This window comes from Streptococcus oralis ATCC 35037, assembly GCF_900637025.1.
GTDB classification, from domain to species: domain Bacteria; phylum Bacillota; class Bacilli; order Lactobacillales; family Streptococcaceae; genus Streptococcus; species Streptococcus oralis.
Window position 1 is genome coordinate 19,885 of record NZ_LR134336.1, and the last position, 22,825, is coordinate 42,709.

Genomic DNA, 22,825 nt, shown 5'->3' on the forward strand with positions numbered 1-22,825 from the left:
AAATTCTTCTTTTATAGAATTTGAAGCTTTTTTAGTTCCTTTTTTTGTTAGACTAGTGTTACTAATAAGAAAGGGAATTTTTATATGCTTCAGAAATTTTATGATCGAGCATTCGTCTTTTTGAAACTAGTTGAACAAGAATATGCCTCTTTAGGCCAGAGTTGTTCAGAGTGGGAATCACTTCATCTCCGTTTTTTACTATATTACTTAATCCGATTTAAAATTAAAAGTGATAGGGACTTTTCTCTATATCACTTTAGAACAGCTTATCGTCTATATCTAGATAAATTACTGCAAGGTGGTACAACTCTCATCCAATAGGAAGTATCTATATCATAATTACGAACGATTGTTGTAGATATATTTTAAAAAATATAGAATTAGCTTATAATCAAAGGTTTTTATATTTAGAAATGAAAGAATTTCCAAATCTTTTCTACTGTTTCTTCTTGATAAAATAGTGTTTTTTTCTTATAATAAATTGTAAGATATAATTGCGGGTGAAATTCCTGCCATGTATATGAGAAAGGACGAGCTACTAGTAGCTCAGACGAATTTTATTATGACTTCAGTTGTTGTTGTAGGTACCCAGTGGGGTGATGAAGGTAAAGGGAAAATTACAGATTTTCTTTCAGCTAATGCAGAGGTAATTGCTCGTTATCAAGGTGGTGATAATGCTGGTCACACGATTGTGATTGATGGTAAGAAATTTAAGTTGCACTTGATTCCATCTGGAATTTTCTTTCCTGAAAAAATCTCTGTTATTGGGAATGGGATGGTTGTAAACCCTAAATCTCTAGTAAAAGAGTTGACTTATCTTCATGAAGAAGGTGTGACAACAGATAATTTGCGCATTTCGGATCGTGCGCATGTCATTTTACCATATCACATTGAATTAGACCGTTTGCAAGAGGAAGCTAAGGGCGACAATAAAATTGGTACTACAATCAAGGGAATCGGTCCAGCCTATATGGATAAAGCTGCTCGTGTTGGAATTCGTATTGCAGATCTTTTGGATAAAGAAATTTTTCGTGAGCGTTTGGAACGCAATCTTACGGAGAAGAATCGTCTGTTTGAAAAATTATATGACAGTACTCCTATTTCAATTGATGATATTTTTGAAGAGTACTACGAGTATGGCCAACAAATCAAGCAGTATGTGACAGATACATCTGTTATCTTGAACGATGCGCTTGATAATGGCAAACGTGTACTGTTTGAAGGTGCGCAAGGTGTCATGTTGGACATTGATCAAGGGACTTATCCATTTGTTACTTCTTCAAACCCTGTCGCTGGTGGTGTGACGATTGGGTCTGGTGTTGGTCCAAGTAAGATTGACAAGGTTGTAGGTGTCTGTAAAGCCTACACAAGTCGTGTAGGAGATGGACCGTTCCCAACTGAATTATTTGATGAAGTGGGAGATCGCATCCGTGAAGTAGGTCATGAATATGGTACAACAACTGGTCGTCCACGTCGTGTGGGTTGGTTTGACTCAGTTGTGATGCGTCACAGCCGCCGTGTATCTGGGATTACCAATCTTTCATTGAACTCTATAGATGTTTTGAGTGGTTTGGATACTGTGAAAATCTGTGTCGCCTATGATCTTGATGGTCAACGTATTGATTACTATCCTGCTAGTCTTGAGCAGTTGAAACGTTGTAAGCCAATCTACGAGGAATTGCCAGGTTGGTCAGAAGACATCACTGGAGTCCGTAATTTGGAAGACCTTCCTGAGAATGCACGCAACTATGTTCGTCGTGTAAGCGAGTTGGTTGGTGTTCGTATCTCAACTTTCTCAGTAGGACCTGGTCGTGAACAAACTAATATTTTAGAAAGTGTTTGGTCATAGGAGATTTTTAAGATTAGTTTAAGACAGGTTGGGTATACTATAGACAGTTACAGGAAGACCTCCTAACTTGTTGTAACAAATATCCTAAACTTTTCTTTTTCATAATAATCTCCCTATTAAGTCACCGAATTCGGTGGCTTTTTTTGTGTTGAGAATCATGATATAATAATAAAATCGACAAGTAGGAAAAGAGAAGAACGATGAATTATACAGTTGAAGAAAAAGAAGCCTTTATGAGAGAGGCTTTGAGAGAGGCTGAGATTGCCTTAGAACACGATGAAATTCCAATTGGTTGTGTGATTGTCAAGGATGGAGAAATCATTGGTAGGGGGCATAATGCGCGCGAGGAGTTGCAACGGGCGGTCATGCATGCAGAAATCATGGCTATAGAGAATGCGAATGTGAGTGAAGAGAGTTGGCGACTGCTTGATTGTACGCTTTTTGTGACCATTGAGCCTTGTGTTATGTGTAGTGGTGCGATTGGGCTTGCCCGTATTCCAAACGTAGTTTACGGGGCTAAAAACCAGAAATTTGGTGCAGCTGGGAGCTTGTACGACATTTTGACAGATGAGCGTCTCAATCATCGTGTAGAGGTAGAAACGGGAATTTTGGAAGATGACTGTGCAGCGATTATGCAGGACTTTTTCCGAAATCGACGTAAAAAATAATTTCTCTTTAAAAATAGAGGGGAATGTGGTATAATAACTAGTGGAGCAACAGTTCTGCGTGAAGCGGGTCAGGGGAGGAATCCAGCAGCCCTAAGCGATGTGAATTGTGTGCTCTTTTTTCGTGCTTTTTTCGAATAAATAAGATAAAATAGCCTAGAATAAAAGATTAAATTAAAAAGAGGAATAATATGAAAATTCGTGGTTTTGAATTAGTTTCTAGTTTTACAGATGAAACTTTGTTACCTAAACGTGAGACAGCGCATGCAGCTGGCTACGACTTAAAGGTTGCGGTGCGTACGGTTATCGCTCCAGGAGAGATTGTTCTCGTCCCAACGGGTGTTAAGGCTTATATGCAGCCGACTGAGGTGCTCTATCTTTATGACCGTTCATCAAATCCTCGTAAAAAAGGTTTGGTCTTGATCAACTCTGTTGGCGTTATTGATGGAGACTATTATGGTAATCCTGGGAATGAGGGGCATATCTTTGCTCAGATGAAGAATATCACAGATCAAGAAGTTGTTCTTGAAGTTGGAGAACGTGTAGTTCAGGCTGTCTTTGCACCATTTTTAATCGCGGATGGAGATGAAGCAGCTGGCGTGCGGACTGGTGGATTTGGATCGACTGGACACTAAGATGAAGATTATCTTTGTACGTCACGGGGAACCAGATTATAGTATGCTTGATAAACTTGAAAATTCGCAACTATATAGTGGTTTTGGTCGTGATTTAGCACCATTGACAGGAAAAGGTCGCAGTCTGGCAAAAGAAGTTGCTAAAACTACATGTTTTGGAAAGGCAGAGATTATTATTTCATCGTCTGTGACGAGGGCTTTAGAAACAGCCCATTATATAGCAGTTGAAACAGGATTGGACTTATTTGTGGAGCCGTTTTTTCATGAGTGGCGTCCAGACTTAGATGGCACTAACTCTGATTTAACTAGTGTATTGGTAGCTCATGAATATTATCTAAAACATCAAGGAGGTTTATCTGAAGATTCTCCTTATCGCTATGAAACAGATCTAGAGATGCGTCATCGTTTTTTAAAAGCTTTGGAAAAATATAAAAATTATAAAACTATTATCATTGTAACTCACGGAATGCTCATGCGCCAATTTGTACCAGACGAGAAGATTGATTTTTGCCAAGTGATCGAGTGTGAGGTAGAGATTTAGAAAGAGGTTTATCATCGCAAAGAAAAAAGCGACATTTGTATGTCAAAATTGTGAGTACAACTCACCTAAGTATTTAGGACGCTGTCCAAACTGTGGGTCTTGGTCTTCTTTTGTAGAAGAGGTAGAGATTGCAGAGGTCAAGAATGCGCGTGTGTCCTTGGCAGGTGAGAAAACCAAGCCTATGAAACTGGCTGAGGTGACTTCCATCAATGTCAATCGAACCAAGACGGAGATGGAGGAATTCAACCGTGTACTTGGAGGCGGAGTGGTTCCAGGAAGTCTCGTCCTAATTGGGGGAGATCCTGGAATCGGAAAATCAACTCTTCTCCTACAAGTTTCAACCCAGTTATCTCAAGTTGGTACGGTTCTCTATGTCAGTGGGGAGGAATCTGCCCAGCAGATTAAACTCCGTGCAGAGCGCTTGGGGGATATTGATAGCGAGTTTTATCTCTATGCAGAGACCAATATGCAGAGTGTTCGTGCAGAGGTGGAGCGCATCCAACCAGACTTTCTCATTATTGACTCTATCCAGACGATTATGTCTCCTGAGCTTTCAGGGGTACAAGGGTCTGTTTCTCAGGTGCGTGAGGTGACAGCTGAGCTCATGCAGCTGGCCAAGACTAATAACATTGCCATCTTTATCGTAGGGCATGTGACCAAGGAAGGTACTCTGGCCGGCCCGCGTATGTTGGAGCATATGGTAGATACGGTGCTTTACTTTGAAGGGGAACGCCACCATACCTTCCGTATCTTGAGAGCAGTCAAAAACCGTTTTGGTTCCACTAATGAGATCGGCATCTTTGAGATGCAGTCAGGTGGATTGGTTGAGGTGCTCAATCCGAGTCAAGTTTTTCTAGAAGAGCGTTTGGATGGAGCAACTGGTTCGTCAATCGTGGTAACTATGGAAGGGACACGTCCGATTTTGGCGGAAGTGCAAGCCTTGGTGACACCGACTATGTTTGGGAATGCTAAGCGCACGACGACAGGACTTGATTTCAATCGTGCAAGTCTGATTATGGCTGTTTTGGAAAAACGAGCAGGGCTTCTTTTGCAAAACCAGGATGCCTATCTCAAATCTGCTGGTGGTGTAAAATTGGATGAGCCTGCCATTGACTTAGCCGTTGCAGTGGCTATTGCCTCTAGTTACAAGGACAAGCCTACCAATCCTCAGGAATGTTTTGTGGGTGAACTGGGCTTGACCGGAGAAATTCGACGCGTGAATCGTATCGAACAACGTATCAATGAAGCGGCAAAATTGGGCTTTACCAAGATTTATGTACCCAAGAATTCCTTGACAGGAATCACTCCACCCAAGGAAATTGAAGTCATTGGTGTGACAACGATTCAGGAAGTTTTGAAGAAGGTCTTTGCATAATCCGTGACAAATCCTCTTAAAAATGATAAGATAGGAGAAATATTTGATTGTCAAATTTTTGAGGAGGGAATCGTGTCGTATTTTGAACAGTTTATGCAAGCCAATCAGGCTTATGTTGCCCTACATGGGCAGTTAAATTTGCCACTTAAACCCAAAACCAGAGTAGCTATCGTGACCTGCATGGACTCGCGTCTACACGTTGCCCATGCTCTTGGTTTGGCCCTTGGGGATGCTCATATCTTGCGGAATGCGGGTGGTCGAGTAACTGAGGACATGATTCGTTCACTAGTGATTTCCCAGCAACAAATGGGGACAAGAGAAATCGTGGTGCTTCACCATACAGACTGTGGAGCTCAAACCTTTCAAAATGAAAGTTTTCATGAACATTTGAAAAACGAGCTCGGGGTTGATGTGTCTGATCAAGATTTTTTACCATTCCAGGATGTTGAAGAGAGTGTGAGAGAGGATATGCAATTGCTTCGAGAATCTCCACTGATTCCTGATGATGTGGTTATTTCAGGTGCTGTCTATGATGTGGATACAGGAAGTATGAGAGAAGTATACTAACTTTGTCTCGAAAAAATCTCATCCTAGCATAAAATCGATTGTTAAAATGTAGGATTTTTAGTTTTAATATGGCCAATATAAAATAGTATAAAACAAGGGTATAAATGTTTACTCTTGTTTTATTTTTGATTGAAAAATAAAGGAAAAAGCGCTACAATGGTAGATGGAAAATGTTGTGTAAAAACAAGTGATACATAAATACCGGAGGAAATCATGTCTTTTTCTGATTTAAAGCTGTTTGCCCTTTCTTCTAATAGAGAATTGGCAGAGCGTGTGGCGCAAGAAATTGGGATAGAGTTGGGGAAATCGACTGTTCGCCAATTTTCAGATGGGGAGATTCAGGTCAACATTGAGGAATCAATCCGTGGAAAACACGTCTTTATCCTACAATCAACTAGTTCACCTGTAAATGATAATTTACTTGAAATTTTGATTATGGTGGACGCATTGAAGCGTGCTAGTGCAGAATCTGTCAACGTTGTCATGCCTTACTATGGCTATGCACGTCAGGATAGAAAAGCTCGCGCGCGTGAGCCAATCACAGCAAAACTCGTTGCAAACATGCTAGAAGTTGCTGGGGTAGATCGTTTGTTGACGATTGATTTGCACGCTGCACAGATTCAGGGATTCTTTGATATTCCCGTAGATCACTTGATGGGTGCTCCATTGATTGCGGACTATTTTGAACGTCGTGGCATGGTTGGCTCTGACTACGTGGTTGTCAGCCCAGACCATGGTGGGGTGACTCGTGCTCGTAAATTGGCAGAGTTTTTGAAAACTCCGATTGCGATTATTGACAAACGCCGTAGTGTAGACAAGATGAATACCAGTGAAGTGATGAACATCATTGGTAAGGTAGAAGGTAAGACTTGTATCTTGATTGACGATATGATCGATACAGCTGGAACTATTTGTCATGCGGCAGATGCTCTTGCTGAAGCAGGTGCTGTTGAAGTTTACGCAAGCTGTACGCACCCAGTTCTTTCTGGGCCAGCTATGGACAATATCCAAAAATCAGCTATTAAGAAATTGGTTGTTTTGGATACTATCTACCTACCAGAAGAGCGTTTGATTGATAAGATTGAACAAATTTCGATTGCTCATCTTCTGGGCGATGCTATTGTCCGTATCCACGAAAAACGTCCTCTTTCTCCCCTATTTTGTATTGAGAAAAAGATTTAATCTTTCACTTGAAGTAGACAGAACTCCTAGCAGGTTTCTTTTCTTGCTAGGAGATTTTTGTAGTCAAAATCTGCAAGCCTTTTCAAAATGTGCTATACTGAGAAAAAAGGAGGAATTCTATGAGTCAAGAATTTATCAATCCAAGTGATGGTGTGATCCGTCAGTATCTGGCAACCAGTAAAACGTTAGCGGTAGTGGGTTTATCCGATCGTGAAGAAACAACTAGCAATCGAGTGACTAAGGAAATGCAGGCTCGGGGCTATAAAATCATTCCAGTTAATCCCAAGGCTGCAGGTGGGGAAATTTTGGGAGAGAAGGCTTATGCGAGTCTAGCTGAGATTCCTTTTCCTGTGGATATTGTCAATGTTTACAGACGTAGCGAGTTTTTACCTGATGTAGCACGAGACTTTCTCAAGGCGGATGCCAAGATTTTTTGGGCACAACTGGGACTTGAAAATCTAGAAGCGGAAGATATCTTGCGTGCTGGAGGATGCGATGACATCGTGATGAATCGCTGTATTAAGAGAGAACATACTCGCTTAATTCTTGAGCAATAAAAAGGTAGCCATGGGCTACCTTTTTGTATTATAAAGTACCAATCAATGCTTGCATGCCAAGACTGGTGAGGATGATGGCAATCCAGCAAAGGGCTCCAAGAAGAATGGATTTACCGCTGGATCTGACCATGGCTACTAGATTGGTTTTGAGACCGATAGCACTCATGGCCATGATAATGAGGAATTTGGAGAGTTGTTTGAGAGGGGTAAAGAAGCTACTAGACACACCGAGAGAGGTAAGGAGAGTCGTTAAGAGAGAGGCCAGGATAAAATAAAGGATAAAAAGTGGGAAAACTTTTTTCAGTTGTACGCCTTGTTTATTTTTTTGTTGGCGGCTTTGCCAATAGGAGAGAAAGAGCGTGATGGGAATAATCGCTAAGGTGCGCGTGAGTTTAACAATGGTTGCCGATTCGAGGGTATTGGTCTGGTAAAGACTGTCCCAGGAGCTGGCGGTAGCCGTTACAGAGGAAGTGTCATTGACCGCAGTTCCTGCAAAGAGGGCGAAGCCATCATTGGATAGGTGAAGCCAGGTTCCTAGGGTTGGAAAGATGAGCGCAGCCAAGACATTGAAGAAAAAGATAACGGAAATGGCTTGGGCAACTTCTTTTTCCTTGGCATGGATAACGGGTGCTGTCGCAGCAATGGCAGAGCCACCACAGATAGAAGATCCCACTCCAACCAAGATAGCCAGTTTTGTATCCAGTGCAAAGAAGCGCTGGAAGAGGTAGGCAATAATCAGGGCTATTGAAATGGTGGAGAGGATAACAGGGAGTGAAGATTGCCCAACTGCGAAGACTTGCGAGATATTGAGACCAAAACCAAGCAAGACAACGGCATATTGGAGTAATTTTTTAGAACTAAAGGTCAATCCAGCATCCAGTTGTTTATAGGATGAGAGAAAGGGATTTAGGAGCATTCCTATGAAAATGGCAAAAACGGGTGCGCCAATGACAGGAAAGAATCCTCCTAAGTACCAAGATACGATAGAAATGAGAAGGCAGGCAAAGATGCCTGCTCCATTTTTTGATAAAAATGACATATAAACCTCCGAAAATAAGCATTTATTATTATACTCCTGTCGAGAAGAAAAGTAAAACAGAAAGTGAAAAATGCGGGTTTCAGATGGATTTTGCGGTCAGGGAGCTTTTGTAGTATAATAGTACTATGTTCTGTAAGCAAGGGGGATATCTATGGACTTAACCAAGCGCTTTAATAAACAGTTAGACAAGATTCAAGTTTCGTTGATTCGCCAGTTTGACCAGGCTATTTCAGAGATTCCTGGGGTCTTGCGTTTGACCTTGGGGGAACCTGATTTTACAACACCAGATCATATCAAGGAGGCAGCCAAGCGAGCCATTGACCAGAACCAATCCTACTATACTGGGATGAGTGGTCTGCTGACTCTACGTCAGGCGGCTAGTGACTTTGTTAAGGAAAAATACCAACTGGACTATGCTCCTGAAAATGAAATCTTGGTTACAATTGGGGCGACAGAGGCCTTATCTGCTACTTTGACAGCTATCTTAGAAGAAGGAGACAAGGTTCTCTTGCCAGCTCCTGCCTATCCAGGATATGAGCCGATTGTCAATCTAGTTGGGGCAGAGATTGTCGAGATTGATACAACTGAAAATGGTTTTGTTTTGACCCCTGAGATGTTGGAAAAGGCCATTTTGGAGCAAGGGGACAAGCTCAAAGCAGTTATTCTCAACTATCCAGCCAATCCGACAGGAATTACCTATAGTCGGGAGCAGTTGGAAGCCTTGGCAGACGTTTTACGCAAGTATGAGATTTTTGTGATCTGTGATGAGGTCTACTCAGAATTAACCTATACAGGGGAAGCTCATGTGTCTCTGGGAACTATGCTGAGAGACCAGGCTATTATTATCAATGGCTTATCTAAGTCTCATGCCATGACAGGTTGGCGTTTAGGCTTCATCTTTGCTCCTGCAGCTTTCACAGCTCAGTTAATCAAGAGTCACCAGTATTTGGTTACTGCTGCAAATACGATGGCTCAGCATGCTGCGGTGGAGGCTTTGACCGCTGGTAAAAACGACGCAGAGCCTATGAAGAAGGAATACATCCAGCGTCGTGATTATATCATCGAAAAGATGACTGCTCTTGGTTTTGAAATTATCAAACCAGACGGTGCCTTCTATATCTTTGCTAAGATTCCAGCGGGCTACAATCAAGATTCCTTTGCTTTTCTGAAGGATTTTGCCTATAAGAAGGCCGTTGCCTTTATCCCTGGTGCAGCCTTTGGACGTTACGGAGAAGGCTATGTGCGTCTGTCTTATGCAGCCAGCATGGAAACGATCATAGAGGCCATGAAACGACTTGAGGAGTATATGAGAGAAGCATGATCCAGTCTATCACGAGTCAAGGCTTGGTGCTCTACAATCGTAACTTTCGTGAGGATGACAAGCTGGTCAAAATTTTTACCGAGCAGGCGGGCAAGCGCATGTTTTTCGTCAAACACGCTGGTCAATCCAAACTAGCTCCTGTTATTCAGCCCTTGGTGTTGGCACGGTTTCTCTTACGAATCAATGATGACGGCCTTAGCTACATCGAGGACTACCATGAGGTGATGACCTTTCCCAAGATTAATAGTGATCTTTTTGTCATGGCCTATGCTACCTATGTGGCTGCCCTTGCAGATGCTAGTTTGCAGGATAATCAGCAGGATGCTCCCTTGTTTGCTTTCTTGAGAAAGACTCTGGAGTTGATGGAAGCAGGCATAGATTATCAGGTTTTGACCAATATTTTTGAAATTCAAATCTTGACTCGATTTGGAATCAGCCTCAATTTTAATGAGTGTGTCTTTTGCCATCGGGTCGGTCAGGCCTTTGACTTTTCTTTCAAATATGGAGCCTGCCTATGTCCAGACCATTACCATGAGGACGAGAAACGTTGTCATCTAAATCCCAACATCCCTTATCTGCTCAATCAATTTCAAGCCATTGATTTTGAAACCTTGGAGACTATTTCGCTTAAGGCCGAAATCAAGAAAGAGCTACGCCAATTTATGGATCAACTCTACGAAGAGTACGTTGGGATTCACCTAAAATCAAAGAAATTTATTGATTCCCTAGCAGACTGGGGACAATTACTAAAAGAGGAAGACAAATGAAAAAAATCGCAGTAGATGCTATGGGAGGCGATTACGCACCTCAAGCCATCGTTGAGGGTGTCAATCAAGCCCTTGCTGACTTTTCAGATATTGAGGTTCAACTCTATGGAGATGAAAGCAAAATCAAGCAATATCTAACAGCCACAGAGCGTGTCAGCATTATCCATACGGATGAGAAAATTAACTCAGACGATGAGCCGACAAAAGCTATCCGTAAGAAGAAAAATGCCAGCATGGTATTAGCAGCCAAGGCAGTCAAGGAGGGAGAAGCAGACGCTGTCCTCTCAGCTGGGAACACAGGTGCCTTGTTGGCAGCAGGATTCTTCATTGTGGGTCGTATCAAGAATATCGATCGTCCAGGACTCATGTCTACCTTGCCGACCATCGATGGAAAAGGCTTTGATATGCTAGATCTCGGTGCCAATGCAGAAAATACAGCCCAGCACCTCCACCAATACGCTGTTCTAGGCTCCTTTTATGCTAAAAATGTTCGTGGGATTTCGAAACCACGTGTTGGTTTGCTCAACAATGGAACAGAAAGCAGCAAGGGAGATCCGCTTCGTAAGGAAACATACGACTTGCTAGTAGCTGATGAAAGTTTGAACTTTGTCGGAAACGTGGAAGCACGTGATCTGATGAATGGCGTTGCGGATGTTGTCGTAACAGATGGTTTCACGGGAAACGCTGTTCTCAAATCCATTGAAGGGACAGCCATGGGAATTATGGGTTTGCTCAAGACAGCTATTACAGGTGGTGGTCTTCGAGCGAAGCTAGGTGCTCTACTTCTCAAGGATAGTCTTAAGGGGTTGAAGACACAGCTCAACTATTCAGATGTTGGAGGAGCAGTTTTGTTTGGTGTTAAGGCGCCAGTTGTAAAAACTCATGGCTCAAGTGATGCCAAGGCTGTGTACAGTACGATTCGTCAGATTCGTACCATGCTAGAAACAGACGTAGTTGCTCAGACTGCGCGTGAATTTTCAGGAGAATAAAAAAGATGACAGAAAAAGAAATTTTTGACCGTATTGTAACCATTATCCAAGAGCGACAGGGAGAAGAATTTGCCGTAACAGAGGCCTTAAGTTTGAAAGACGATCTAGATGCGGACTCAGTGGATTTGATGGAGTTTGTCTTGACACTAGAAGATGAATTTGGTATCGAAATCACTGATGAGGAAATCGATCAACTTCAAAGTGTAGCGGATGTAGTAGCAATTATTAAAGATAAAAAATAGCCAAAAGCAACATGCAAGTCATGTTGTTTTTTATTTGCAGAAAAAGGGAAACTTTTAGTAGAAATTGCGAATAAAGAGATGAGAAAGAAAAAGGAGGAATATTTATGTATGTGACTGGCTTTTATCCGTGGTTCATTAAGTGGTTTTTAAAATAAAAATGAATGAATTGTTTATTTTCGAATTGTTTTTCGAATAAATAGGTAAGGAAAAAGGGAAGGAGATTACGCGATGTATTTACCAATCTTATTGCCATGGTTGATCAAATGGTATTTAAAATAAATGAAATTTACCTGTTCATTTTAAATTACTTCTCGAATAGATAAGTGAGAAGAAAAGAAAGGAGAGAAAAATGATTTCAGTTATTTTTCCAATCTGGTTTTTAAAATGGTTTAAAGCCTAGAAACCGTAAACTAAAAAAATAAAAATAAAGGAGAAAAAAGATGACAAACTTTGACAAAATGGAACAGAACTTTGTAGCTCTTACAGAAGAAGAGTTGCCGGATGTGAATGGGGGAGCTTGGCCGATTGTAGCTTGGGTGATTGCTAATCCTGTGACAGCAGCTAAAATTGCTGGTGGAATTACTGCAGCAGGAATTGCAGGTTATAATTATGTGACGGGTAGATGGTAATAGAAGGAGGAGATGATATGGAAAAATCTATTTTAAAATTTGAAACAATGACTGATACGGACTTGCAGGAAATTCAAGGGGGAGCCTTTCCCCTTCTTATCCCTGTGGCAGTTGGTTTTGTAAAAGGTTTTGTATATACAGGTGGAGCTATTTTAACAACTCGAGCACTCTTTTCAGGTAAATAGGAGTCTGCTATGAAAAAAATCTTATTAGGATTTGCTGAGGGGTATTTTGTCGTATCGATTATTCTTTATATCGCAACGTATTTGATTTTGAAAAATCCGATCAATACTCTGTTTTATCCAGAAACCTATCCCATTCTGCTTGGTTTGTTTTATGGAGGATACAAGTACAAAACAACAGATAGTAAGATTGGGAATTGATGGAACATCAGATTGGAGTTTGAGATGAAAGTCGTTCAATTACTACAAAAAGCTTGACCAGAGTTTATTGTATTGTTTAGCTCTATAGCTTATCTAATGATTAGAATTGTGGCTAATATAAAAAAAATAAATCTACCTACGTAGTTTGAATATTTTGATCTACCTAAGATTTCATCATTCTTGATGACATTTAGCTCACTTTATAGAAATATCATTTCAGAATAGTTTATTTCGAGGCATTCATTTTTTAACGGTTACTTTAAACAGGCAGAACTTTTGTTCTGCTTTTTTACATTTAAATTATAGTTTATGCTTTTTAAAGTGCGTTTTAGGTGCAAAAATAGTTTATTTAGGAATATTTTCCTGTTTTTATCCTTATTTGGTTAAAATAATCTTACAAATTTTTAAAGAGATTGTTAGAAAAAGGAGAAGATATGAAATTTAGGAAAAGGCACTATCGTCCCCAGGTGGATCAGATGGATTGTGGCGTGGCTTCTTTGGCTATGGTCTTTGGTTACTACGGTAGTTATTACTCCTTGGCTCATCTACGAGAGTTAGCCAAGACGACCATGGATGGGACGACCGCTTTGGGACTTGTAAAGGTGGCAGAGGAGATTGGATTTGAGACGCGGGCTATCAAGGCGGATATGACGCTCTTTGATTTGCCAGATTTGACCTTTCCTTTTGTGGCTCATGTGCTCAAGGAAGGGAAGTTGCTCCACTACTATGTGGTGATAGGTCAGGATAAAAAGCATATTCATATCGCTGATCCGGATCCTGGTGTCAAGCTGACCAAGATTTCCCGTGAGCGATTTGCGCAAGAATGGACAGGAGTCAGTCTCTTTATGGCTCCGTCTCCAGACTATAAACCCCATAAGGAGAAAAAACAGGGGCTCCTATCCTTCTTGCCAATTTTGCTCAAACAGCGGGGCTTGATTACCAATATCGTCCTAGCGACACTCTTGGTGACCTTGATCAATATCGTGGGTTCCTACTATCTTCAGTCCATCATTGATAGTTACGTACCAGACCAGATGCGCTCGACACTGGGCATCATCTCTATTGGGCTGGTCATCGTCTATATCCTCCAGCAGATTTTGTCTTATGCCCAGGAATATCTCCTACTGATACTTGGGCAACGCTTATCGATTGACGTGATTTTGTCCTACATCAAGCATGTTTTTCACCTGCCAATGTCCTTTTTTGCGACACGCAGGACAGGAGAAATCGTGTCTCGTTTTACAGATGCCAATAGTATCATCGATGCGCTGGCGTCGACCATTCTGTCGATTTTCCTAGATGTGTCGACGATTTTGATTATCTCGCTGGTCTTGTTTTCACAAAATATGACGCTCTTTTTCATTAGTCTACTTGCGCTTCCCATCTATACAGTGATTATCTTTGCCTTTATGAAGCCGTTTGAAAAGATGAATCGGGATACCATGGAAGCCAATGCGGTTCTGTCTTCCTCTATCATCGAGGACATCAACGGTATTGAGACCATTAAGTCTTTGACCAGTGAAAGTTCGCGCTATCAAAAGATTGACAAGGAATTTGTAGCTTATCTGAAAAAATCCTTTACCTATAGTCGGGCAGAAAGCCAGCAAAAGGCTCTGAAAAAAGTTGCCCAGCTCCTGCTCAATGTTGCCGTTCTCTGGCTAGGAGCCATTCTTGTTATGGACGGGAAAATGAGTTTGGGCCAGCTGATTACCTATAATACTTTGCTTGTTTACTTTACCAATCCTTTGGAAAATATCATTAACCTACAAACCAAACTTCAGACAGCGCAGGTTGCCAATAATCGCTTAAATGAGGTTTATCTAGTAGCTTCGGAGTTTGAGGAGCAGAAAACAGTCGAAGATTTGAGCATGATGAAAGGGGATATGATCTTTAAACAAGTTCACTATAAGTATGGCTATGGGCGTGATGTCTTATCGGATATCAATTTGACCATTCCACAAGGGTCTAAGATGGCTTTTGTGGGGATTTCAGGTTCGGGTAAGACCACCTTAGCCAAGATGATGGTTAATTTTTACGACCCAAGTCAGGGAGAGATTAGTCTGGGTGGTGTCAATCTTAATCAGATTGATAAAAAGGCCCTGCGCCAGTATATCAACTACCTGCCTCAACAGCCCTATGTCTTTAACGGAACGATTTTGGAGAATCTTCTCCTTGGAGCCAAGGAGGGGACGACTCAGGAAGATATCTTACGAGCAGTCGAGTTGGCAGAGATTCGGGAGGATATTGAGCGCATGCCTCTGAATTATCAGACAGAATTGACTTCGGATGGGGCTGGAATTTCTGGTGGGCAACGGCAGAGAATCGCTCTGGCGCGTGCTCTCTTGACGGATGCACCTGTCTTGATCTTGGACGAGGCGACTAGCAGTTTGGATATTTTGACAGAGAAGCGGATCGTGGATAATCTCATGGCTTTAGATAAGACCTTGATTTTCATCGCCCACCGCTTGACCATTGCTGAGCGAACAGAGAAGGTTGTTGTCTTGGATCAGGGCAAGATTGTCGAAGAAGGCAACCATGCAGACTTGCTTGCCCGAGGTGAATTTTACGCCCATTTGGTCAATAGCTAGAAAGAGGAGAAGATGAAACCAGAATTTTTAGAAAGTGCGGAGTTTTACCATCGTCGTTACCATAATTTTTCCAGTCGGGTGATTTTACCTATGTCGCTTATGCTCGTGTTTCTGTTTGGATTTGCAGTCTTTGCTGAGAAAGAGATTAGTTTGTCTACTAGAGCTACTGTCGAACCTAGTCGGATCATTGCCAACATCCAGTCGACTAGCAATCAACGGATTGTGGCAAATTATCTGGAAGAAAATAAACTGGTCAAGCAGGGGGATTTACTCGTTGAGTACCAGCAGGGGGCGGAAGCTGTTCAAGCTGAAGCATACGCCAGTCAATTGGAGATGTTAAAGGATCAAAAAAAGCAGTTGGGTTATTTGCAATCCAGTTTGAAAGAGGGGAGTGATCAATTTCCAGAGGCGGATAAGTTTGGATATCAGGAGATGTTTCGAGACTATCTCAGCCAAGCTAGTAGTCTTAGGAGCAATGTTTCTCAACAAAATGCCAGCATCTCTTCTCAAAATGCAGCCGCAAGTCAGAGTCAGGCTGAGATTGGCAACCTTATCAGCCAAACAGAGGATAAAATCCGAGATTACAAAACAGCTAAGTCGGCGATTGAAAAAGGAGATCAACTGGATAGTCAAAATGCAGCCTACTCATTTTATCAGACTTATAAAAACCAAGCTGGAGATGATTCGCAAGCTAAATCGCAAGTTATTGCACAGGTGGATGCACAAATTGCCCAGCTAGAGTCTAGTTTAGCTACTTATCGTGTGCAGTATGCGGGTTCTGGAGCTCAACAAGCCTACGCAACGGGACTGGATAGTCAACTGGAATCCCTCAAGTCTCAGCACCTAGTCAAAGTCGGCCAGGAATTAACCCTTTTGGATCAGAAAATTTTGGAGGCAGAGTCGGGTAAGAAAGTCCAAGGAGGTCTGCTGGACAAGGGGAAAATTATAGCAAGTGAGGATGGGGTGCTTCACCTTAATCCTGAGACCAGTGAATCTACGATGGTTGCAGAAGGAACTCTGCTAGCCCAGCTCTATCCATCCTTGGAAAAAGAAGGCAAAACCAAACTCACAGCCTATCTCAGTTCAAAAGATGTTGCTAGAGTTAAGATTGGGGACTCTGTCCGTTATACTACGACTAATGATGCGAAGAATCAAATCTTCCTGGATTCTACGATTACAAGTATTGATGCGACAGCTACCAAGACTGAAAAGGGCAATTTCTTTAAAATAGAGGCGGAGACCAGTCTGACTCCTGAACAGGCAGAAAGTCTTCGCTATGGTTCAGAAGGGCGTTTGACGCTAATCACAGGGAAGAAAAGCTATTTGCGCTATTATTGGGATCAATTTTTGAACAGAGAATAATGTTCGTCTTTTTTCGAGATAACTGATTGAAAAACTGTAAGAAGAGTTCATCTTGCAGTTTTTCTTTACGCTTAAAATAGGAAAACGTTATTTATTCGTAAAAACCTTGAATTTTTCATGCTTTTGTGGTAGAATGTGCTCAAGTAAAACGAAAGGCGAACTTTAAAATGTCAAAACAACTGATCTATTCGGGAAAAGCCAAGGATATCTATACAACTGAGGATGAAAATCTCATTATTTCAACTTACAAGGACCAGGCAACTGCCTTCAACGGTGTCAAGAAGGAGCAGATTGCGGGTAAGGGAGTGTTAAATAATCAGATTTCATCTTTTATTTTTGAGAAATTAAATGCGGCTGGTGTAGCGACTCACTTTGTGGAGAAGCTTTCGGATACGGAACAGCTCAATAAAAAAGTTGAGATTATTCCTTTGGAAGTTGTGCTCCGCAACTACACGGCTGGTTCCTTTTCAAAACGTTTTGGCGTAGAAGAAGGTATTGCATTTGAGACTCCAATTGTCGAATTTTACTATAAAAATGATGATTTGGATGATCCCTTTATTAATGATGAGCATGTGAAATTCCTAAAAATTGCGGATGACCAGCAGATTGCTTACTTGAAGGAAGAAACCCGTCGTATCAATGAGCTCTTGAAGGATTGGTTTGCTGAGATTGGTCTCAAATTGATTGACTTTAAGCTAGAGTTCGGTTTTGACAAGGATGGCAAGATTATCTTGGCAGACGAGTTTTCACCAGATAACTGCCGTTTGTGGGATGCGGATGGCAACCACATGGACAAGGATGTTTTCCGTAGAGGTCTCGGAGAATTAACAGACGTTTACGAGATTGTCTGGGAAAAGTTGCAAGGTTTAAAATAACACCTTCAAGGTCGTTTGGGAACATTGCAAGAGCTGAAATAAAGGAATAAGAATTGATGGATAAACGTATTTTTGTTGAGAAAAAGGCTGATTTTCAGGTCAAGTCAGAGAGTTTGGTAAGGGAGCTCCAGCACAACTTGGGACTGTCAACTTTGAAAAGTATTCGCATTGTGCAAGTTTATGATGTCTTTGACTTGGCAGAGGACTTATTTGCACCTGCAGAGAAGCACATCTTCTCTGAGCAGGTAACAGACCATGTCTTGGATGAAGCGGCTGTGCAGGCTGATCTTGCTAACTATGCTTTCTTTGCCATTGAAAGTTTGCCAGGACAGTTTGACCAGCGTGCAGCTTCTTCACAGGAAGCCTTGCTTTTACTGGGAAGTTCGAGTGATGTGACAGTCAACACAGCCCAGCTTTACTTGGTTAATAAAGATACTGATGCGACTGAGTTGGAAGCGGTCAAGAACTACTTGCTCAACCCAGTTGATTCTCGTTTCAAGGACATCACGACAGGAATTGCCAAGCAGGAATTTTCAGAGTCAGACAAGACTATTCCAGAATTGACTTTCTTTGAAAGCTATACGGCAGAAGACTTTGCCCGCTACAAGGCCGAGCAAGGGATGGCCATGGAAGTGGATGATTTGCTCTTTATCCAAGACTACTTCAAGTCAATCGGGCGCGTGCCGACTGAGACGGAGCTCAAGGTTTTGGACACTTACTGGTCTGACCACTGCCGTCACACGACTTTTGAGACGGAGTTGAAACAGATTGATTTCTCAGCTTCTAAATTCCAAAAGCAATTGCAAGCGACTTATGATAAATATATCGCTATGCGCGAGGAATTAGGTCGTTCTGAAAAGCCACAAACCTTGATGGATATGGCGACTATTTTCGGTCGTTATGAGCGTGCTAATGGTCGTTTGGACGATATGGAAGTGTCTGACGAAATCAATGCATGCTCGGTTGAAATCGAAGTGGACGTTGATGGTGTCAAGGAACCTTGGCTCCTTATGTTCAAAAACGAAACCCACAACCACCCAACGGAAATTGAGCCATTTGGTGGAGCGGCTACTTGTATCGGTGGCGCCATTCGTGACCCGTTGTCAGGACGTTCCTACGTTTACCAAGCTATGCGTATTTCAGGTGCTGGTGACATTACAGCGCCGATTTCAGAAACGCGCGCTGGGAAATTGCCACAACAAGTCATTTCGAAAACAGCGGCTCACGGTTATTCTTCGTATGGTAACCAAATTGGTCTGGCAACGACTTACGTTCGTGAATACTTCCACCCAGGTTTTGTAGCTAAACGCATGGAGCTAGGTGCCGTTGTTGGTGCTGCTCCTAAGGAAAATGTAGTCCGTGAAAAACCTGAAGCGGATGATGTGATTATCTTGCTAGGTGGCAAGACTGGGCGTGATGGTGTTGGTGGTGCGACAGGGTCTTCTAAGGTTCAAACAGTTGAGTCTGTAGAGACTGCCGGTGCTGAGGTTCAAAAAGGGAATGCCATCGAAGAGCGCAAGATCCAACGCCTTTTCCGTAATGGCGATGTCACTCGTCTCATCAAGAAGTCCAATGACTTTGGAGCAGGTGGTGTCTGTGTGGCTATCGGTGAATTGGCAGATGGTCTTGAAATCGACCTCAACAAGGTTCCTCTTAAATACCAAGGTTTGAACGGTACAGAAATTGCCATTTCTGAATCACAAGAACGGATGGCAGTTGTGGTGCGTCCTGAGGACGTAGATGCCTTCGTTGCTGAATGTAATAAAGAAAATATTGACGCTGTTGTTGTGGCAACAGTGACTGAAAAACCAAATCTTGTTATGCACTGGAATGGTGAAACAATTGTCGACTTGGAACGCCGTTTCCTTGATACAAACGGTGTGCGTGTGGTCGTAGATGCTAAGGTTGTGGACAAGGATATCGAACTTCCAGAAGAACGTCAAACATCTGCTGACACACTAGAAGCTAATACCCTTGCGGTTCTATCTGATCTCAACCATGCGAGTCAAAAAGGTTTGCAGACCATCTTTGATTGCTCGGTTGGTCGTTCAACGGTCAATCACCCACTTGGTGGTCGTTACCAACTCACTCCAACTGAGGCATCTGTGCAGAAATTGCCAGTTCAACACGGAGTGACTCATACTGCGTCTGTTATGGCGCAAGGATTCAACCCTTATCTAGCAGAATGGTCTCCATACCACGGTGCTGCTTATGCGGTTATCGAAGCGACAGCTCGTTTGGTGGCTGCTGGTGCCAACTGGTCTAAGGCTCGTTTCTCTTACCAAGAGTACTTCGAGCGGATGGACAAGCAAGCAGAGCGTTTCGGTCAGCCAGTAGCAGCTCTTCTAGGCTCTATCGAAGCACAAATCCAACTTGGCTTGCCATCTATCGGTGGTAAGGACTCTATGTCTGGTACTTTTGAAGAATTGACGGTACCACCAACATTGGTTGCCTTTGGGGTGACGACGGCAGATAGCCGTAAGGTGCTCTCTCCTGAGTTCAAGACTGCTGGTGAAAATATCTACTACATCCCAGGTCAAGCTCTTGCTGCAGAGATTGATTTTGACTTGATTAAGTCTAACTTTGCTCAATTTGAAGCCATCCAAGCTGATCACAAAGTAACATCTGCATCAGCTGTTAAATATGGCGGTGTCCTTGAAAGCTTGGCTCTTGCTACTTTTGGGAACCATATTGGTGCAGAGGTGACCTTGCCTGAACTTGAAAGTTCTTTAACAGCTCAATTGGGTGGATTTGTCTTCACATCTCCTGAAGAAATCGCTGGAGTAGAGAAGATTGGACAAACGAAAGCAGACTTTACACTCCTTGTCAACAGTGTGAAGCTAGATGGACAGAAACTTGACAGTGCCTTTCAAGGAAAATTGGAAGAAGTTTACCCTACTGAATTTGCTCAAGCTAAAGAACTGGCAGAAGTGCCAGCTGTCGCTTCTGACGCAGTCATCAAAGCCAAGGAAACCATTGAAAAACCAGTGGTTTACATCCCAGTCTTCCCAGGAACAAACTCAGAATATGATTCAGCAAAAGCTTTTGAAAAAGAAGGTGCAGAAGTCAACTTGGTGCCATTCGTGACCTTGAATGGAGAAGCCATTGTCAAGTCAGTTGAAACCATGGTTGACAATATCGGCAAGGCAAACATTCTCTTCTTTGCAGGTGGATTCTCAGCTGCGGATGAACCGGATGGATCAGCTAAGTTTATTGTCAATATCTTGCTCAATGAAAAAGTGCGTGCAGCCATTGATGGCTTTATCGCTCGTGGTGGCTTGATTATCGGTATCTGTAATGGGTTCCAGGCCTTGGTCAAATCAGGTCTTCTTCCATACGGAAACTTCGAGGATGCAAGCAGCACTAGTCCAACCCTCTTCTACAATGATGCCAACCAGCACGTAGCTAAGATGGTGGAAACGCGAATTGCCAATACCAACTCACCATGGTTGGCTGGAGTACAAGTGGGCGATATCCATGCCATCCCAGTATCGCACGGTGAAGGAAAGTTTGTCGTGACAGCTGAGGAATTCGCAGAGCTTCGTGACAATGGTCAAATCTTTACCCAATATGTTGATTTCGAGGGTAAACCAAGCATGGACTCTAAGTACAATCCAAATGGTTCTGTAAATGCCATCGAAGGAATTACTAGCAAGAATGGTCAAATCATCGGTAAGATGGGACACTCAGAACGTTATGAAGACGGTCTCTTCCAAAACATCCCAGGGAATAAAGACCAGCACCTGTTTGCGTCGGCTGTACGTTATTTCACAGGGAAATAAAAGGTATATAAAATGACATACGAAGTAAAATCTCTTAATGAAGAATGTGGTGTTTTCGGTATCTGGGGACATCCAGAGGCTGCTAAATTGACCTATTTTGGTCTCCACAGTCTTCAGCACCGTGGTCAGGAGGGGGCAGGAATCCTCTCCAATGATCAAGGGAAACTAAAGCGTCATCGTGACATGGGGCTTTTATCAGAAGTGTTCAGAAACCCAGCTAATTTGGATAAACTAACTGGAACGAGCGCGATTGGGCATGTTCGTTACGCGACTGCTGGCGAAGCTTCTGTGGACAACATCCAGCCCTTCCTCTTTCGCTTTCATGATATGCAGTTTGGCCTTGCTCACAACGGAAACTTGACCAATGCCGAATCGCTCAAGAAAGAATTGGAACAAAGAGGAGCTATTTTCAGTTCAACTTCGGACTCGGAAATTTTGGCTCACCTCATTCGTCGGAGTCACAATCCTAGTCTGATGGGAAAAATAAAGGAAGCACTCAGTCTAGTTAAAGGTGGCTTTGCTTATATCCTGTTGTTTGAAGACAAGTTGATTGCGGCTCTTGATCCTAATGGTTTTCGTCCCCTTTCTATTGGGAAAATGGCAAACGGAGCGGTGGTGGTTTCGTCAGAAACCTGTGCTTTTGAAGTCATTGGTGCCGAGTGGATTCGCGATGTGAAACCAGGAGAGATTGTAATCGTGGATGACAATGGCATCCAGTACGATAGCTATACGAATGATACCCAGCTGGCGATTTGTTCTATGGAGTATATCTACTTTGCTCGTCCTGATTCTAATATCCACGGTGTCAATGTCCATACAGCTCGCAAACGTATGGGGGCTCAATTAGCGCGTGAATTTAAGCATGAAGCGGATATTGTGGTTGGTGTACCAAATTCCTCGCTGAGCGCAGCTATGGGATTTGCAGAAGAATCTGGTCTGCCAAATGAAATGGGTCTCATCAAAAACCAATACACCCAACGCACCTTTATTCAACCGACTCAAGAATTGCGGGAGCAAGGGGTGCGGATGAAACTGTCTGCTGTTTCGGGCGTTGTCAAAGGCAAACGTGTGGTGATGATTGATGATTCCATTGTTCGTGGGACAACCTCTCGCCGTATCGTTCAGCTTTTGAAAGAAGCAGGTGCGTCTGAGGTTCACGTTGCCATTGGTAGTCCAGCGCTGGCTTATCCATGTTTCTACGGGATTGATATCCAGACGCGTCAGGAGTTGATTGCGGCTAATCATACAGTCGAAGAAACCTGCCAAATCATTGGCGCAGATAGCCTGACCTATCTTTCGATTGATGGCTTGATTAACTCCATCGGCATCGAAACAGATGCGCCAAATGGTGGTCTCTGTGTCGCTTACTTTGACGGGGACTACCCAACACCTCTCTACGATTATGAAGAAGACTATCGTAGAAGTTTGGAAGAAAAGACTAGTTTTTACAAATAAGCGGATGAAGGCTCTCCATTAA

General features: G+C 42.6%; 22 protein-coding genes and 1 other RNA gene. 22 read left to right on the plus strand and 1 reads right to left on the minus strand.

Going from position 1 to position 22,825, the window contains the following annotated elements; genetic code table 11:
• The first annotated feature begins 84 nt into the window (after positions 1–84).
• The 10 genes from comW to EL140_RS00150 all read left to right on the plus strand — a co-directional run bounded on the left by comW (position 85) and on the right by EL140_RS00150 (position 7,371).
• Positions 85–321 carry a sigma(X)-activator ComW gene (gene comW, locus EL140_RS09680; protein ID WP_000939512.1) on the plus strand — a complete coding sequence of 79 codons (237 nt, stop codon included), beginning with the start codon at positions 85–87 and terminating at the stop codon, positions 319–321.
• A gap of 241 nt (positions 322–562) precedes the next feature.
• Complete coding sequence (locus EL140_RS00110) at positions 563–1,849, plus strand: adenylosuccinate synthase (protein WP_000205048.1); 1,287 nt, start codon at positions 563–565, stop codon at positions 1,847–1,849.
• A 200-nt stretch (positions 1,850–2,049) separates the two neighbouring features.
• The gene (gene tadA, locus EL140_RS00115; RefSeq protein WP_001110101.1) at positions 2,050–2,517 is read left to right on the plus strand and encodes a tRNA adenosine(34) deaminase TadA; all 468 of its coding nucleotides are present in this window, start codon (positions 2,050–2,052) and stop codon (positions 2,515–2,517) included.
• Between the two features lie 32 nt (positions 2,518–2,549).
• Positions 2,550–2,647: signal recognition particle sRNA small type (ffs, locus tag EL140_RS00120), an RNA gene on the plus strand.
• Positions 2,648–2,705: 58 nt separating this feature from the next.
• Positions 2,706–3,149: a dUTP diphosphatase gene (locus tag EL140_RS00125; protein ID WP_000701998.1), complete on the plus strand. Its 444-nt coding sequence runs from the start codon at positions 2,706–2,708 to the stop codon at positions 3,147–3,149.
• Position 3,150: 1 nt separating this feature from the next.
• On the plus strand, positions 3,151–3,690 hold the full coding sequence (locus tag EL140_RS00130) for a histidine phosphatase family protein (protein ID WP_002874984.1): 540 nt from the start codon (positions 3,151–3,153) through the stop codon (positions 3,688–3,690).
• 13 nt (positions 3,691–3,703) lie between these two features.
• Positions 3,704–5,065, plus strand: coding sequence for a DNA repair protein RadA (gene radA / locus EL140_RS00135; RefSeq protein ID WP_078232941.1), 1,362 nt, complete (start codon positions 3,704–3,706; stop codon positions 5,063–5,065).
• A gap of 72 nt (positions 5,066–5,137) precedes the next feature.
• Positions 5,138–5,632 (plus strand): beta-class carbonic anhydrase, encoded by a 495-nt coding sequence (locus tag EL140_RS00140; RefSeq protein ID WP_002875379.1) that lies wholly within the window; start codon positions 5,138–5,140, stop codon positions 5,630–5,632.
• 213 nt (positions 5,633–5,845) lie between these two features.
• A complete protein-coding gene (locus tag EL140_RS00145; RefSeq protein ID WP_000010177.1) occupies positions 5,846–6,814 on the plus strand; it encodes a ribose-phosphate diphosphokinase in 969 nt (322 codons plus the stop codon).
• Between the two features lie 119 nt (positions 6,815–6,933).
• Positions 6,934–7,371 carry a CoA-binding protein gene (locus EL140_RS00150; RefSeq protein WP_000076475.1) on the plus strand — a complete coding sequence of 146 codons (438 nt, stop codon included), beginning with the start codon at positions 6,934–6,936 and terminating at the stop codon, positions 7,369–7,371.
• A 28-nt stretch (positions 7,372–7,399) separates the two neighbouring features.
• On the opposite strand, the gene EL140_RS00155 is transcribed toward EL140_RS00150, so the two are convergent.
• Positions 7,400–8,410 (minus strand): YeiH family protein, encoded by a 1,011-nt coding sequence (locus EL140_RS00155; protein ID WP_000009125.1) that lies wholly within the window; start codon positions 8,408–8,410, stop codon positions 7,400–7,402.
• A 151-nt stretch (positions 8,411–8,561) separates the two neighbouring features.
• On the opposite strand from EL140_RS00155, the gene EL140_RS00160 reads away from it, so the two are divergent.
• The 12 genes from EL140_RS00160 to purF all read left to right on the plus strand — a co-directional run bounded on the left by EL140_RS00160 (position 8,562) and on the right by purF (position 22,803).
• On the plus strand, positions 8,562–9,731 hold the full coding sequence (locus EL140_RS00160; protein ID WP_000366327.1) for a pyridoxal phosphate-dependent aminotransferase: 1,170 nt from the start codon (positions 8,562–8,564) through the stop codon (positions 9,729–9,731).
• Positions 9,728–10,498 carry a DNA repair protein RecO gene (recO, locus tag EL140_RS00165; RefSeq protein ID WP_000616141.1) on the plus strand — a complete coding sequence of 257 codons (771 nt, stop codon included), beginning with the start codon at positions 9,728–9,730 and terminating at the stop codon, positions 10,496–10,498. The genes EL140_RS00160 and recO overlap by 4 nt, the downstream gene beginning before the upstream one ends.
• Complete coding sequence (gene plsX / locus EL140_RS00170) at positions 10,495–11,487, plus strand: phosphate acyltransferase PlsX (RefSeq protein WP_000717449.1); 993 nt, start codon at positions 10,495–10,497, stop codon at positions 11,485–11,487. Before recO ends, plsX begins: the two co-directional genes overlap by 4 nt.
• 5 nt (positions 11,488–11,492) lie before the next feature.
• On the plus strand, positions 11,493–11,729 hold the full coding sequence (locus EL140_RS00175) for an acyl carrier protein (protein ID WP_000136451.1): 237 nt from the start codon (positions 11,493–11,495) through the stop codon (positions 11,727–11,729).
• A 440-nt stretch (positions 11,730–12,169) separates the two neighbouring features.
• On the plus strand, positions 12,170–12,358 hold the full coding sequence (locus EL140_RS00180) for a class IIb bacteriocin, lactobin A/cerein 7B family (protein ID WP_000180830.1): 189 nt from the start codon (positions 12,170–12,172) through the stop codon (positions 12,356–12,358).
• A gap of 17 nt (positions 12,359–12,375) precedes the next feature.
• Entirely contained in the window at positions 12,376–12,543 is a 168-nt protein-coding gene (locus EL140_RS00185; protein ID WP_000415691.1) for a bacteriocin, read from the plus strand.
• A 9-nt stretch (positions 12,544–12,552) separates the two neighbouring features.
• The gene (locus EL140_RS00190) at positions 12,553–12,741 is read left to right on the plus strand and encodes a hypothetical protein (protein WP_000722235.1); all 189 of its coding nucleotides are present in this window, start codon (positions 12,553–12,555) and stop codon (positions 12,739–12,741) included.
• Between the two features lie 434 nt (positions 12,742–13,175).
• Complete coding sequence (gene comA, locus EL140_RS00200) at positions 13,176–15,329, plus strand: peptide cleavage/export ABC transporter ComA (protein WP_000672141.1); 2,154 nt, start codon at positions 13,176–13,178, stop codon at positions 15,327–15,329.
• A 12-nt stretch (positions 15,330–15,341) separates the two neighbouring features.
• The gene (gene comB / locus EL140_RS00205; protein WP_000801576.1) at positions 15,342–16,691 is read left to right on the plus strand and encodes a competence pheromone export protein ComB; all 1,350 of its coding nucleotides are present in this window, start codon (positions 15,342–15,344) and stop codon (positions 16,689–16,691) included.
• A gap of 167 nt (positions 16,692–16,858) precedes the next feature.
• On the plus strand, positions 16,859–17,566 hold the full coding sequence (purC, locus tag EL140_RS00210; RefSeq protein WP_000043288.1) for a phosphoribosylaminoimidazolesuccinocarboxamide synthase: 708 nt from the start codon (positions 16,859–16,861) through the stop codon (positions 17,564–17,566).
• 56 nt (positions 17,567–17,622) lie between these two features.
• A complete protein-coding gene (locus EL140_RS00215) occupies positions 17,623–21,348 on the plus strand; it encodes a phosphoribosylformylglycinamidine synthase (RefSeq protein ID WP_000361223.1) in 3,726 nt (1,241 codons plus the stop codon).
• 12 nt (positions 21,349–21,360) lie between these two features.
• A complete protein-coding gene (purF, locus tag EL140_RS00220) occupies positions 21,361–22,803 on the plus strand; it encodes an amidophosphoribosyltransferase (RefSeq protein ID WP_000220669.1) in 1,443 nt (480 codons plus the stop codon).
• Positions 22,804–22,825 lie beyond the last annotated feature (22 nt).